At 51.7% G+C, this 15,187-nt stretch carries 10 protein-coding genes and 1 other annotated feature; of the genes, 9 read left to right on the forward strand and 1 reads right to left on the reverse strand.

Annotated features, from left to right (window positions below):
- Positions 1–22 precede the first annotated feature (22 nt).
- The 4 genes from hemB to M3194_RS22360 all read left to right on the forward strand — a co-directional run bounded on the left by hemB (position 23) and on the right by M3194_RS22360 (position 5,063).
- Entirely contained in the window at positions 23–1,018 is a 996-nt protein-coding gene (gene hemB, locus M3194_RS22345; RefSeq protein ID WP_251656304.1) for a porphobilinogen synthase, read from the forward strand.
- 6 nt (positions 1,019–1,024) lie between these two features.
- Positions 1,025–2,326, forward strand: a complete 1,302-nt coding sequence (gene hemL, locus M3194_RS22350; protein ID WP_251656305.1) for a glutamate-1-semialdehyde 2,1-aminomutase — start codon at positions 1,025–1,027, stop codon at positions 2,324–2,326.
- 238 nt (positions 2,327–2,564) lie between these two features.
- Positions 2,565–3,554, forward strand: coding sequence for an RluA family pseudouridine synthase (locus M3194_RS22355; protein WP_251656306.1), 990 nt, complete (start codon positions 2,565–2,567; stop codon positions 3,552–3,554).
- Between the two features lie 105 nt (positions 3,555–3,659).
- Positions 3,660–5,063: a LysM peptidoglycan-binding domain-containing protein gene (locus M3194_RS22360; RefSeq protein ID WP_251656307.1), complete on the forward strand. Its 1,404-nt coding sequence runs from the start codon at positions 3,660–3,662 to the stop codon at positions 5,061–5,063.
- Positions 5,064–5,160: 97 nt separating this feature from the next.
- On the opposite strand, the gene M3194_RS22365 is transcribed toward M3194_RS22360, so the two are convergent.
- The gene (locus M3194_RS22365; RefSeq protein WP_251656308.1) at positions 5,161–5,763 is read right to left on the reverse strand and encodes a TetR/AcrR family transcriptional regulator; all 603 of its coding nucleotides are present in this window, start codon (positions 5,761–5,763) and stop codon (positions 5,161–5,163) included.
- 296 nt (positions 5,764–6,059) lie between these two features.
- Here M3194_RS22365 and M3194_RS22370 point away from each other — a divergent pair, with 296 nt between their 5' ends.
- The 5 genes from M3194_RS22370 (at position 6,060) to M3194_RS22390 (ending at position 15,170) form a co-directional block, all read left to right on the forward strand.
- Positions 6,060–7,550 (forward strand): MDR family MFS transporter, encoded by a 1,491-nt coding sequence (locus M3194_RS22370; RefSeq protein WP_251656309.1) that lies wholly within the window; start codon positions 6,060–6,062, stop codon positions 7,548–7,550.
- Between the two features lie 72 nt (positions 7,551–7,622).
- Positions 7,623–7,858, forward strand: a binding site (T-box leader).
- Between the two features lie 244 nt (positions 7,859–8,102).
- Complete coding sequence (locus M3194_RS22375) at positions 8,103–10,757, forward strand: valine--tRNA ligase (protein WP_251656418.1); 2,655 nt, start codon at positions 8,103–8,105, stop codon at positions 10,755–10,757.
- A 26-nt stretch (positions 10,758–10,783) separates the two neighbouring features.
- Positions 10,784–12,160, forward strand: coding sequence for a bifunctional folylpolyglutamate synthase/dihydrofolate synthase (locus M3194_RS22380; protein WP_251656310.1), 1,377 nt, complete (start codon positions 10,784–10,786; stop codon positions 12,158–12,160).
- A 7-nt stretch (positions 12,161–12,167) separates the two neighbouring features.
- Positions 12,168–13,556, forward strand: coding sequence for a UDP-N-acetylmuramate--L-alanine ligase (gene murC, locus M3194_RS22385; protein ID WP_251656311.1), 1,389 nt, complete (start codon positions 12,168–12,170; stop codon positions 13,554–13,556).
- A gap of 135 nt (positions 13,557–13,691) precedes the next feature.
- The gene (locus tag M3194_RS22390) at positions 13,692–15,170 is read left to right on the forward strand and encodes a hypothetical protein (protein ID WP_251656312.1); all 1,479 of its coding nucleotides are present in this window, start codon (positions 13,692–13,694) and stop codon (positions 15,168–15,170) included.
- Positions 15,171–15,187 lie beyond the last annotated feature (17 nt).

Genomic DNA, 15,187 nt, shown 5'->3' on the forward strand with positions numbered 1-15,187 from the left:
GCAAGAATGAGGAGGAATTGAGATGGCATTTCCCATTGTGAGACACCGCAGACTACGCCAATCGGCGTCCATGCGTAACCTGGTACGCGAAACCGTGCTGACAGCAAATGATTTTATATATCCGATCTATGTCAAATACGGCACTAACATCAAAGAAGAGATCAGCTCCATGCCAGGCGTATACCGCTTCTCCCTTGATCTTCTGGAAACGGAAATCCGTGAGATTACCTCGCTTGGCATTCAGGCGATTATGCTGTTTGGTCTGCCGGATCATAAGGATGCGGAAGGCACTTCGGCTTATGATCCAAACGGTATTGTTCAGGAAGCTACGCGACTTATCAAGAAGTGGGCACCTGAGCTGATTGTGATGGCGGACACCTGCCTGTGCCAATTTACCGACCACGGCCATTGCGGCATGGTGCATCAGGATGAAGTAACGGGAACGGCTGTTGTTGACAATGATCCGTCGCTTTCCTTGCTTGTTCGTACGGCGGTTTCCCAAGCGGAAGCTGGCGCTGATGTTATTGCTCCGTCCAACATGATGGACGGATTCGTCTCGGCAATTCGCGAAGGGCTTGACGAAGCAGGCTTCAGTCATGTTCCGATTTTGTCTTATTCCGTCAAATATGCTTCCGCCTTCTACGGTCCTTTCCGTGACGCGGCCAAATCTGCGCCGCAGTTCGGTGACCGCAAGACGTATCAAATGGATCCCGCGAATGCCCGCGAAGCTTTGCGTGAAGCGGACTCCGATGTGTTTGAAGGCGCGGATATGCTGATGGTTAAGCCAGCGCTTTCGTATCTGGATATCGTTCGCCAGCTGCGTGACAGCTTTGATCTGCCGATTGTGGCATACAACGTAAGCGGTGAATATGCGATGGTCAAAGCCGCCGCAGCTAACGGCTGGATTGATGAGCGAGCGATCGTGCTCGAGAAGCTGATCAGCATGAAGCGTGCCGGTGCGGATCTAATCATAACTTACCATGCGAAGGATGCTTCGCGCTGGCTGAGAGGAGAGTAACGTCAGATGAGCAAATCCATAGGCAACAGAAGAGATAACCGTTCCAGAGAGGCTTTTGCCCGTGCGAAGCAAGTGCTTCCCGGTGGTGTTAACAGCCCTGTGCGTGCTTTCAAATCGGTAGGTCTGAACCCGGTCTATATGGATCATGGCAAAGGCAGCCGCGTCTATGATATCGATGGCAACAGCTACATTGATTATGTTGGCTCTTGGGGACCGCTTATCATGGGGCATGCTCATCCGGAAGTCATCGAAGCGATTAAGAAGACAGCTGAAAAAGGCACCAGCTTTGGCGCACCAACCGAGCTGGAGACCCTCATGGCCGAGCTGGTTGTAGAGCGTGTTGCTTCGGTTGATATTGTCCGCATGGTTAACTCCGGTACGGAAGCGACGATGAGTGCGCTTCGTTTGGCACGCGGTTATACGAAGCGGAGCAAGATTTTGAAATTTGAAGGCTCCTATCATGGTCATGCGGACAGCCTGCTTATCAAAGCCGGCTCGGGTGTAGCTACGCTTGGCTTGCCGGATAGTCCCGGCGTCCCGGAAGGCGTGGCTTCTCAAACGATTACCGTGCCTTACAATGATCTGGAGTCGGCTAAGCATGCCTTCGAGAAGTTTGGCGAGGAGATTGCGTGTATCATTGTCGAGCCCGTAGCGGGCAATATGGGCGTTGTCCCTCCGCTGCCGAGGTTCCTGGAAGGTCTGCGCGAGCTGACAGAGCAATACGGCAGCCTGTTAATCTTCGATGAAGTCATGACCGGCTTCCGCGTTCATTACAACTGTGCGCAAGGCCGTTACGGCGTAACGCCGGACTTGACCTGCTTCGGTAAAGTAATCGGCGGCGGCCTGCCGGTTGGCGCTTACGGCGGCAAACGAGAGATCATGGAGATGATCGCTCCGAGCGGTCCAATCTACCAGGCGGGTACTTTGTCAGGCAACCCGCTTGCTATGGCAGCCGGTTATACGACACTCAAGCTGCTGACAAAAGAAACCTATGAGCTTCTGGAGCGCCAGGCGATCCGGCTTCATCTTGGTTTTGAGAAAAATGCAGCTAAACACGGTATCGCGGCAACGATTAACCGCGTTGGCTCGATGGTATGCCCGTTCTTTACCGAAACTCATGTCATTAACTTCGATACGGCTAAAACATCGAATCTTGAACGGTTCAAAGCTTATTTCTCTGCTATGCTCGATCTTGGCGTCAGCATCGCACCTTCGCAGTTTGAGGGGATGTTCGTATCCGCCGTCCATTCGGATGAAGATATTGATGCCACCATTGCCGCTCATGATCAGGCGCTTGGCAGTTTATAAGAACGATAAAGCGATTCTTAAGCTAATGCTTACGAAGCAAGAATTGCACGAATGGCCTGGTTTAGGCTATTTGTGTGTCAATTCTTTAGCTAATGCTTACGAAGCAAGAATTGCACGAATAGCCTGGTTTAGGCTATTTGTGTGTCAATTCTTAAGCTAATGCTTACGAAGCAAGAATTGCACGAATAGCCTGGTTTAGGCTATTTGTGTGTCAATTCTTTTTAGGAGGGTTCCATCCATGCAAAAACGTCCTTATCGGCGTAATGGGCAATGGCTGGAGCTTCTGCCGGCAGATTTGGCAGAAGCTCCAGCCAAGGATACGGATTCCAATCAGCATACGGAGCAGCTTACCATCCCGGAGGCCGGCAGTCACCCGCATCTTGTGCGGCAGTGGCTGCTGGCCCGTTCTTTATTTCCGGCAAAATGGATTAACCGGCTGTTCTCGGTAGGAGGCATCAAGTGGGAAGGCGAGTTGATTCGTCTGCTAGCCTTCCCGCCTGTTGACCCTGCTGTGGATCCGTTATACCGCAAAGTAATTAACAACCGTCATTCCGTGCAAGAACCAAAAGTGCTGTATGAGGATGATTTCTGCCTTGTCCTTAACAAGCCCGCAGGTATGCCGGTGCATGAATCGTATGCCGGACAGACCGGAACGCTGGATGAAGCAGCCGCGCGTTTACAGCTCGGGAAAGACGATCCGCTGCCGGTCCGGCATATCCACCGCCTGGATGACGATACTTCGGGTCCCGTGCTTTATGCGAAGAACGACCTTGCCCAGTGGGTACTGGATGAAGCGATGCGCGAAAAACGGATTGACCGTCGTTATCTGGCTGTCGTATCGGGTCGCGTGAAGAAACCTGCCGGCACCGTCAATGCCCCAATCGGCAAAGACCGTCATCATTCAACACGGCGCCGCGTAACGCCAAGCGGCGACGCAGCCGTAACGCATTACGAGACGGTCCGCACGTTTCCAAATGCTTCGCTAGTCCGTTTGCAGCTGGAAACCGGCAGGACACATCAAATCCGGGTGCATATGAGTCATATCGGCCATCCGCTTGTTGGAGACAAGCTTTACGGCGGTGACTCGAGGCTGCTGCCGCATCAGGCTCTGCACGGCGAAAGGCTGCTTTTCCCTCATCCATGGTCTGGAGAGATGGTGGAAGCGGCTTCTCCTCAGCCCGACTGGCTCGCCGCTTTGCTGGACAAGCTGAACGAACGGACAAATTGATAGTCATGCTCCTTATTACCCCGCCATATAGATAGTAGTGAATGTAACTTTAGCCCAAGCTTTAGGCATTTGCTTTCCATTTATGGTATAGGGAGGGAGAACAGCGTGACGGATCAATCCAAGGGCTTGCGATTTGATTTGTATGAGCGTATTCATCTGCCGGATGAAGTAGCGGCGATTGATGAACTGGAGGAAATTGAGCTAACCCCTCGCATTCAGGTGGTCGAGCAGGGGGATCATGCGGTATTGAAGGGGCAGCTGCTCTTAAATGGCGTTTATCGCGGCCAATCGGACGGAGGAAGCCTGCAGACGCTTGAACACTGGATTCCGGTTGAGATTACACTGCCGCTTAACCGGGTATCCAGACTCGATGATATTTCAGTGGAAATTGACAATTTTGATGTCGATTTATTGTCCTCCCGGACGCTGAACGTGACGGGCGTGTTATCGCTCAGGGGGATCTTGGTTGAACCTCTGCCGGATGCGGAAGAAGCGTGGCGGGAGGAGCCCATTACGGTCGTACACGAGCGCGAGGCTTCGAGTGACGACTTTGAAGCCGAAGCAGAATCGCAAGCGGATGCGATTGCCGAGGCTCAAGGTAACGACACCTGGCATTCTGTAACGCAGCAGCCTTATTTTACGGGCTTTGCGGGTCAACTGCCGGGAGCGCAGCGAGCTCAAGAGGAATCCTCTGAGGAAGAAGAGGAAGAGGAAATCGAAGCCTACGAGGAATTCGAGCAGGAGGAAGAAGAGGAGAATGAAGTGGACGAAGCAGATGCTTCGGTTACGATTTCGGCTTCTCCACGGGACAGCGGATGGTCAGCTTCGCAGTGGTTCCAGTCCAGTCAGCCTGTAAATCAACCTGTGAACCAGCCGAATGCGAATTCGTTCCAGCCCAATCCGCAGGCATTCCAGCCTTCTGCTCCGCCTCAGGCGCCTCCGCCGTCGCAAAGGGAAAATACTTATGCTGCCGAACAGGAAAGCAAAGATGAGGATTGGCAGGATGAATCATTTGCCGAGCAGGCCGAGCCAAGCCAGGAAGCTTTTGTTTCCTTTGGAGGAGAGTCGGCAAGCGAAGCGGAATGGCAGCAGATCCAATCCGAATCGCCACGCGCACCGGACAATGATAAGCAGGAGATTCGGATCGGCGTAGGCAGCAAGCAGCCGGAGACAAGTCCGGAGCAGGCTCCTAACGTCGGACTGCTGACGCTGCTGCAGACGAGCAAACGGGAGCAGGCTGCCCGTCAGGCTGCCGAAGAGGTCGCGGCCAAGCAGGCCGAACAGGCGAAAACCCGCTCATCCGGTGATGAGATCGAGTGGAAGACGCTTTTCCTTGGCAAGCAGTCCGATGAGAACGAATTCCGCAAAATACGCGTCTGCATCGTGCAAAGAGACGAGACGCTGGAATCCATTGCGGTCAGGTACAGCCTGAACCCCCGCGAGATTCTGCTGTATAACGGCTTGAACGAATCTTCCGTTGCGGAAGGCCAATTGCTCTATATTCCATAACCAGGCGTAACGGCCACGCAGTCAAGGAGAAATCTAATCTGTATCTTATGATTAAAAAAGCTCCTCCGTTAGCTTCGCGGCTGACGGTGGAGCTTTTTTAATTATGCTTAAACAGCGGATCGACCATGGTGCTGCAGAAGTTGTCGGCGATCTGTTCAATGGTATAGCCCAGTACTTTGGAATAATAAATAAGAGATTCCGGTGCCATGGCACTTATTAGCAAATGAGCGGTGAATTCGGGAACGAGAGCAATAATTTCGTCTTTTTCCCGTGCTTCATTAAGAAGCGATAGAATAACATTGTTTAATTTTCTGTAATTCGGACTTTCGAAGAAGTCCATATCTTCCGGTCTGCACGGCCTGCTGATCTTAATCACATTCAGCCATTCCAGCTGATCATTCGAGAAATAAATCAGACGCCGGAAAACAGTAACCAGCCTGATCTGAACAGGCTTGTCGGCCAATGGCTCGAGAAGCTGGCGAATCTCCTCCATCAGGCTGTCGAAGGTGTCATTCATCAAATCCATACATAAATCCGATTTATTTGCATAACGCCGGTACAGGGTACCTTGTCCGATTTGAATCGATTTGGCTATTTGGTGCATGCTGACTGCCTCAACACCGTGCTCGGCGAATAGGGACCTGGCGGCTTGCAGAATTTGCTTGCTTACCTCTTGCGAGTCCTTCTTTTTATCGGCCATGCGCGCACCCTCCATTTCTTCATGAAAAATAAATAAAGCCTGGTTGTATTGACATACGGACAATTGTCCGGTATCATACGTTAGCGGACAATTGTCCGCAGTCGTTCTACGCCTTACCAATTTTACTGCTGGATCATTCACAGGTCAAGGCGTCAGCAGATTAGAAAAATAGAGAGAGTAACTTGCTTACGAAGCAAGAATCATCGCGATGGCCGGTTAGACATGGGCATGAGGGTGACGGATATGCTTACGAAGCAAGAATTACTTCGTAATTCTTTTTAGGAGGAGAGAAAAGCATGACTGAAGCAACAAACAACAACTCCATGTCTATCAAATCCATCATGGTGCCGCTCTTGGCAATCATTGTGGGGATGTTCATGGTTATTCTCGACGGTACGGCGATGAACGTGGCGATTCCGAAGCTGCGTGAAGATTTCGGGGGAGCTACCCTGTCGCTTATCCAATGGACGGTTACCGGCTACGCGCTTGCGCAGGCTGCCGTTATTCCGCTTGCCGGATGGTTGTCCGACCGTTTCGGAGCTAAGCAAATCTACTTGACTTCGATCGTTCTGTTTACGATCGGCTCTGCCCTTTGCGCTTTTGCGACGACGGCCGAGCAATTGATTATTTACCGTATTATTCAAGGTCTTGGCGGCGGTATGGTTGCCCCGATTGCAATGGCCTTCACTTACCGTTTAAGCCCTCCGGGCAAACAAGGCGCGGTAATGGGGATGATCGGTATTCCGATGCTTCTTGCGCCGGCTCTTGGTCCTGTGCTTGCGGGCTGGCTGGTTGACTACGTGACTTGGCACTGGATCTTTATTATCAATATTCCTGTTGGCGTAGTAGCTGTCTTCCTTGGCATTCGTACTTTGCCCGCTCTGGCACGCCAAACCGTTCCGCAGCTTGACGTGCTTGGCATGATCTTTGCTCCGCTGGCTTTTGCCGGTCTTGCTTACGGCGTAAGCGAAGGCGGTACGGACTGGGGCTCTGCCAAAACCTTGACTGGTCTTATCGTAGGCGGCGTTTCGCTCATTATCTTCATCATTGTGGAATTGAACCGCAAGCAGCCGCTTCTGGAGCTTCGCGTATTCAAGTCGGCAGACTTCTCCAAAGGGATTGTTGTTCAATGGGTATCCCAAATTGCGCTCTTTGGCACGTTGTTCCTCTTCCCGCTCTTCCTTCAGACAGCCAAAGGCTATTCTGCTCTTGATACAGGCTTGATCCTGCTTCCGCAAGCTTTGGCAGCCGCAATCTGCATGCCGATCGGCGGCAAACTGTTTGACAAGATTGGCGCGCGCCCGCTTGTTATGAGCGGTCTGGCTATTGTGACGATTGGCGCATTCCTTTTGTCCAACATCTCGTCCGACGCAACGGTTGGCTCTTATATTCTGCCGCTGATTCTGCTAGGCGCTGGTATGGGTCTGTCGATGATGCCGCTGAATACGCATATTATTCAATCGGCTCCGCCTGAGCTGGTAAGCCGCGTTACGTCGCTTACGAACGCAGCCCAGCAGGTTATGACCTCATTTGCTGTAGCGGGTCTTGCTACCATTCTCGCTAGACGTACGGAGCATTACATGGCTTTGGAAGGCATTGCGAATCCGGCGGATATAACACCGGCGATTGCTTCACATGTAGCGGCTTCCTCTTACGGGGATACGTTCCTGATTTTGACGATTATTGGCGTAGTTGGTACGCTGGTAGGCTTCCTGCTGTCGAAACCGAAACGCGCGGAGGGCGCAAACGCAGAAAAAGCGGAAGTGCCAATGATGATGGGTCACTAATTAGGCACAGTCTCAAGTTGACTTTCGAGGGCATCTTGGATAAAATATGCTATATCTGATTTTTTTCAACATATGTTGACGTTGAAGGGGAAGAGTAAGCAGCCAAGCCTTCAGAGAGCGGGACTGTAACGCTGAAAGGTACCGCAGGAAATTACTGCTACGCTAGTCGCCCCGGAGTTGCTTGAATGAAGCGGGTTTATCCGTTATTTCAGGCCGGCCGCAGCCGTTATCTGTTTGAGTGCCGTGCTTTCCATATTCGGAGCGCGGAACAAAGGTGGTACCACGGAAGATAACCTTTCGTCCTTTGCTATAAGGGCGGAAGGTTTTTTTGTATTTCTATCCATGCAATTACAAGAATGGTAATGCTTGCAAGGGAAAATTGTATTCACAATTGTTTTAGAGCAAATGCTTTCGAAGCATGAATTACCACAATGGTTTAATGGTTTACCTTTAGTATGGCAATTCATTCGGTTTATGCTTTCGAAGCATGAATCACTACAAACGGTTGTATAAACAACCTAGTTTAGCAATTCATTTTAGGAGGATGTAATGATGTCAGACAAGACAACAACGATGCCGACGACTTATGATCCGAAGGCAGCTGAGCAGAAATGGTACGATTTCTGGCAGCAGGGGCAATTTTTCAAGGCGGGCCAACGCCCGGACGCGAAGCCTTTCACTATCGTAATCCCGCCGCCGAACGTTACGGGGATGCTTCATATCGGGCATGCGCTCGATTTCACCCTTCAAGATATTATTATCCGTACAAAACGCATGCAGGGCTTTGATACGCTGTGGCTGCCCGGTACGGACCACGCGGGAATCGCGACTCAGACGAAGGTGGAGCAGAAGCTGCGCGAGCAGGGTCTGAGCCGTTATGACCTTGGCCGCGAGAAGTTCCTTGAGCAGGTATGGGACTGGAAAGAGCTGTATGCAGCCACCATTCGCGAGCAATGGGGCAAAATGGGACTCTCTCTGGACTATTCCCGCGAACGTTTTACATTGGATGAAGGTTTGTCCAAGGCGGTTCGTGAAGTATTCGTTCGTTTGCATGAGAAGGGCCTTATCTACCGCGGCAAAAAAATCATTAACTGGGATCCGGCTGCGCGCACCGCTTTGTCCGACATTGAAGTTGAGTACAAAGAGCTGAACGGCCACCTGTACCATCTCCAATATCCGCTCAAGAACGGCAGCGGGCATATTACCGTTGCAACAACGCGTCCGGAGACCATGCTAGGCGATACGGCCGTAGCGGTTCATCCGGAAGACGAACGTTACAAGCATCTGATCGGCCAAATGATCGTATTGCCGGTTGTTGGCCGCGAAATTCCGATTATTGCCGATGAATACGTTGAGAAGGAATTTGGTTCCGGTGCGGTAAAAATTACGCCGGCGCATGATCCGAACGACTTCGAAGTAGGTCTTCGCCATGATCTGCCTCAGATCATCGTGATGGACGAGACGGGTACAATGAACGAGTTTGCCGGCCCTTATCAAGGTCTTGACCGTGCGGATTGCCGCAAGCAGCTTGTGAAGGACCTGCAGGAGCAAGGCATATGCATCCGCATTGAGGACCATGTTCATCAGGTGGGTCACAGCGAGCGCAGCGGCGCGGTTGTAGAGCCTTACCTGTCGACGCAGTGGTTCGTTGCGATGAAGCCGCTCGCCGAGCGCGCCATCGAAGCACAGAAATCCGGCAACGGCGTTAACTTCGTTCCGGACCGCTTCGAGAAAATTTATTTGAACTGGATCGAGAATGTCCGCGACTGGTGTATTTCCCGTCAGCTGTGGTGGGGCCACCGTATCCCGGCCTGGTACTGCGAATCCTGCGGCGAGATGCATGTTGCCCGCGAGGACGTAACCGCCTGCGCGGCTTGCGGCAGCACTTCGCTTCGTCAAGACGAAGACGTTCTGGATACATGGTTCAGCTCCGCGCTGTGGCCGTTCTCGACACTTGGCTGGCCGGAAGAAACCGAAGATTTCAAACGCTACTACCCGACGAATGTGCTTGTAACGGGTTACGATATCGTCTACTTCTGGGTTGCTCGAATGATCTTTACGGCTCTTGAATTCACGGATCAGATTCCGTTCAAGGACGTTTTGATGCATGGTCTCGTTCGCGACGCGGAAGGTCGTAAAATGTCCAAGTCGCTTGGCAACGGCGTTGATCCGCTTGACGTCATCGAGAACTACGGCGCGGATGCGATGCGTTACATGATTTCGACCAGCAGCACGCCGGGTCAGGATCTGCGCTTCCGCATCGAGAAGGTAGAACAAGCCCGCAACTTTGCGAACAAGATCTGGAATGCTTCCCGCTTTGCTCTCATGAACCTGGAAGGATTCACGGCTGCGGATATTGATATCAAGAGCAATCTGGGTACGGCTGAACGCTGGATTCTGCACCGTCTTAACGAAACGGTACGCGAAGCCACTCGCCTGATTGACAGCTATGAATTCGGCGAAACCGGCCGCATTCTGTATAACTTTATCTGGGATGATCTGTGTGACTGGTACATCGAGTTTGCGAAGCTGAATCTGTATGGCACCGATGAGCAGGCAAAACGGGCTACACAATCGGTATTGGCCTATGTGCTTGACCGCACGCAGCGTCTGATCCATCCGTTTATGCCTTATATCAGCGAAGAGATTTGGCAGCATCTGCCGCATGAGGGCGAATCCATTACATTAGCGGCTTGGCCGGAATACGATGAAGCGCTCGAAGCGCCTGAAGCGGTAAAAGAAATGGAGCTCTTGATGGATATCATCCGTGCGGTTCGTAACGTTCGCGCGGAAGTAAATGTGCCGATGAGCAAGAAGGTTGAGCTTCTAATCAAACCTTCCGCCGAGGCTGAAGCGGCTATTGTCAGCCGCAATGAAGAATTTATCAGACGTTTCTGCGGCACTTCGATGCTGGAAACCGGCCTTGGCCTTGCGGCTCCGGACAAAGCAATGACGGCTATCGTAACCGGGGCGGAGCTTTATCTGCCGCTTGCAGGCCTGATTGATATTTCGCAGGAGATCGCACGTCTGGAGAAGGAACTCGCCACTCTCATTTCCGAAGTGGAACGAGTAGAGAAGAAGCTTGGTAACGTTGGCTTTGTTGCGAAGGCTCCGGCAAAAGTTATTGAAGAAGAACGCGCAAAAATGACAGACTACGCCGGCAAACGCGATAAGGTGCTTGCACGCATCGAAGAGCTGCGCAGTTAATGATCTGATGGAAGAAGGACATTACGATGGTCGATAACGGGATAGAGATGGAACGAAGCGATGCGCTTCGTTCCTATAGCGAAGCGGTCGATTGGATTAACGGGCTTATTCCGTTCGGAATTCGTCCGGGTCTCGATCGTGTTGAGCATTTGTTGGAGCGTCTTCATAATCCGCAACGCAGGCTCAAATTTATTCATATCGCAGGTACAAACGGCAAAGGTTCAACCTGCGCTTACTTAACGAGCGTATTGCTCAAATGCGGTTACGATGTAGGGACGTTTACGTCGCCTTATATTACAAAGTTCACAAACCGCTTCCAATATAACGGTCAGGATATCGAAGAGGAGACTCTTCTTCGTCTGGCTAACGTACTTAAGCCGCATGTAGAAGCAATCGCGGAGACGGAGCTTGGATCGCCAACGATGTTTGAAGTTTCCACGGTGCTTGCGATTCTCTTCTACGCAACGGTCACTTATCCCGATTATGTGGTATGGGAAACGGGTCTTGGCGGCCGACTGGATGTTACGAATATCGTAACGCCGGTCATTTCTGTTATCACGAACGTCGGCCATGACCATATGGACCGTCTCGGCGATACCTTGGAAGCTGTTGCCGGTGAAAAAGCCGGTATTATCAAGCCGGGTGTTCCGGTTGTCAGCGCGGTTGACCAGCCGGGAGTGATCGAAGTGGTGAAAAGGACGGCCGAGGAGAAGAAGAGCACGCTTTATCTCTTGGGTGAGCAGTTCAACATCAAAGAACTGTCAAGCAAGGAAGATGAGCAGTCCTTCCGATTTGAGGGCATGTTCCGCGCGATTGATCCGCTTTCCATCACGCTTAACGGCGCACATCAGCGGACGAATGCTGCGGTGGCGGTTATGACGCTGGAAGTCCTTCGTCAATACTACGCTTTGATCGTAGAAGACGATGCTCTTGCGGAGGGACTTCGAGAAGCCCGCTGGCCGGGACGGCTGGAGATGGTATCCCGTTCGCCGCGTCTACTCATTGACGGCGCGCATAATCCGGAAGGAGCGGAGTCGCTTGTCCAGGCGCTTCGCACAACCTACCGTTATGACAAGCTTCATGTAATGATGGGGATGATGGAGAATAAGAATCATCGCGATGTTCTAAAGCATATACTACCAATAGTGGATACGCTTATCGTGACCGAGCCTGATTTCCGCAACAAACAGAGTGCGGAACTTCTTGCCGATCTTGTCCGCGAAGTGAAGCCCGTGGAATCTTCCTTTGAGCTTATCGTGGAGAAGGATTGGCGCGAAGGACTCCGCAAATTGCAACAAATGACCGGGGAAGCAGACCTTGGGGTGGTCACTGGTACGCTTTATTTAATAGGTGACGTTCGCTCCCGCATATTGTACAACTCGGATTCTGAAAAAGGTTGGTGAACCGTCTTTGAATACGGCAGAACATGTTCATTTCATCGGGATCGGCGGTTACGGCATGAGCGCGATCGCCCGCGTTATGCTTGAGATGGGGTATAAAATTACCGGTTCCGATGTAGCCCGTCAGGAATTGACGGAGAAGCTTGCGGCAAAAGGCGCGCAAATCTATATCGGCCATGAGGCGGAGCATGTAAAGGGTGCCGATCTTGTCGTGTATTCGACAGCGCTCTCGAAGGACAATGTAGAGCGGAAGGCTGCGGAAGAGCTGAATATTCCGGTGCTGCACCGTGCCCAAATGCTTGCCCGGCTTATGAATGCCGGCAAAGGCGTGGCGGTAGCCGGGGCACATGGGAAGACAACGACTTCTTCCATGATCGCACTCGTAATGGAAAAATGCGAAGCGGATCCAACTTATATTATCGGCGGCGAGATCGTTAATGTGGGAACGAATGCAAAAGCCGGCAAAGGCGAATATGTCGTAGCGGAAGCGGATGAAAGCGACGGTTCATTTTTGCAGTATCACCCAAGCATTGCAATCGTAACAAACATTGAGCCGGACCATCTGGAGAACTATGACGGAGATTTCGGCAAGCTGAAAGACGCTTACGTGAAATTCCTTTCTCAGGTTAAGGAAGATGGAAAAGCCATTGTATGTGCGGATGATGAGACGATCACCGAGCTGCTGCCAAAGCTTGATGCGGACACGGCTGCCAAGCTGATTACTTACGGAATTCACAGCGAGGCTGAGTACAAAGCCGAGAATATTAGTCTTGGCGACCGCAAGGTAACGTTTACGATGACGCACCGTGGTACGTTGCTCGGCACGATTGAGTTGTCCGTTCCGGGCCAGCACAATGTGTATAACGCCATGGCGACAGTTATTACTTGTCTGGAAGCAGGACTGTCCTTCGCGAATATCGCGGAAGCCATTCATGAATTTATCGGTGCCAAACGCCGGTTCCAGGTGCTAGGCGAGGTAAATGATATTTTGGTTATTGATGACTACGCGCATCATCCGACCGAGATACAGGCAACGATCAGCGCGGCCAAGGCAACGGGCAAACGTATTATTGCGGTATTCCAGCCTCAGCGCTACACGCGTACCTTCTTCCTGCTCGAGCAGTTCAGCCGGGCATTCCCGGAAGCGGATGAAGTCATTATTACCGATATTTATTCGCCGGCTGGCGAGCAGCAGATCGAAGGCGTCCATTCCCGGAAGCTGGTTGAGATGATCAAGACGAACAGCAATGCGAATACGTTATATATCCCGACCAAGGAAGAGGTGCTGGAGCATTTGACCGCAAAGGTTGTTCCAGGCGATCTCGTGATTACAATGGGAGCGGGCGACATTTGGAAAACGGCGGATGCGCTTGCGAAAACGCTGAAGGCAAAAGTATAACAACGATGGCGAAGAACGCCCTGAAAAACCTCGAGCGAGGTTTTTTAGGGCGTTTTTATATTGGGCAAATCTATCATAATTCTCTTCCGAATCTCATAGAGTAGAAACAGAAGAATGGGACAAGGAGAGAATGACATGAACAAGAATAACCGGATCACTTACCGATTTGACCGTACAGGCCAGACGATAGAAGATAAAAGCCGCAAGGAGCATGCCAAACCCCAGCAGGGTAAAACTTCTAATATTGTGCCTTCCAATATTGTACCGCTCTACTCCAATACCGAATATGAGAATGGGGATAGTCCCTTCAGCCCTTGGATGAGCCCTTTTCAGGAGGATGTTGGGGCGCTGGAGGATCTGATCCGCGACACCGAGGAGAAACCGGCTGCAGCACCGCAGAAGGAACATCTTCAGCCCGCAATGGGGCTGGCTGTACAGCCAGAGCTTGCATCTAAGCCTATAAACCGGAATCAGCAGGCGGAATTCAACCAAACAGCAGAGAAGTCGCGGCAAACGGATCAATGGCATCCGCGCCAGCGGGTACAACAGCCTGTACCGGTACAAGAGCAGACGTCGAAGCCGCAATCCGAGAAAAAGCCTCCCGTTCATCCTGAACTGAATACGGCAGCTAAGCAGCCAGAGGAGGATCCTTGGGGGGAACTTCCGCATTATCCGGAGCTTGAGCTGGATAACGGCCAGGCGTCCAATCGTTGGTCACGGCCCGCCCAGAGATACTCCACCCCGCCGTCTTGGATCAAAGTGTTTCTGTCAGTAGCCGGAGCGCTCGCAACCGGGGCATTATTCGGTTATTTACTGCTCTCTTTATTTACGAGTTCTACCGATCAAACCTCAGGAACCAATGGTAATCTGGCCAATCCGGTTAATGGCTCTGTCACAAGCCCAAGCGCATCACCAAGCGGGGGGAAGACGAATACAAACAACGGGGCTTCCAGCCCGCCGGCTAATCAGGCTGCCGGTCATGTGAAGCTGGAAATTCCGCTACAATCGTATCAACTGCTCCAATACGGAGTATTCAGCAATACGGAAGGCAGAGACGCCGCAATGAAAGAGCTGACAGATAAGGGACTTGCCGCTGCGGGGCTTGCGACGGCAGATGATTACCGTGTATATGCCGGCATGGCTATCGACCGCGGCCGGGCTATTGCGCTCAGCAACGATATTGGAGAAGACGTTCCTGTTTATATCAAACAAATCGATGTTCAAGTTCCCGGGCAATTTCCTTTCGCAGGAGATACCAAAGCTGCAAGCGCCTTTATGAACAATACAATAAGCCTGATCAGCATGCTGGATGAGCTTGCCTTGACACAGCTGGAGCAGCCAATTCTATCTCCGCTTGGTCCAGCCGCAGCAGATGCCTGGCAGGCGGAGCATCAGAAGTGGACGGAGAGCGTTAAAGCCATGCAGACGGGCGTTACGGATGAAGCCGGAAAAGCATTTCTCATAAAATTAATTCAATCTATCAATACAGCTGCCAAATCGCTCGAGGAATACGATAAAAAGCCGTCACAATCGCATTTGTGGGCTGTTCAGGACGCATTGATGGACGCGGTCGTCACGCAAAAAGAATGGTATGAGTCCATCAACGCATTGTAAACGAAATGGAACCTAAG

Source organism: Paenibacillus glycanilyticus (assembly GCF_023715145.1).
Lineage (GTDB): Bacteria > Bacillota > Bacilli > Paenibacillales > Paenibacillaceae > Pristimantibacillus > Pristimantibacillus glycanilyticus_A.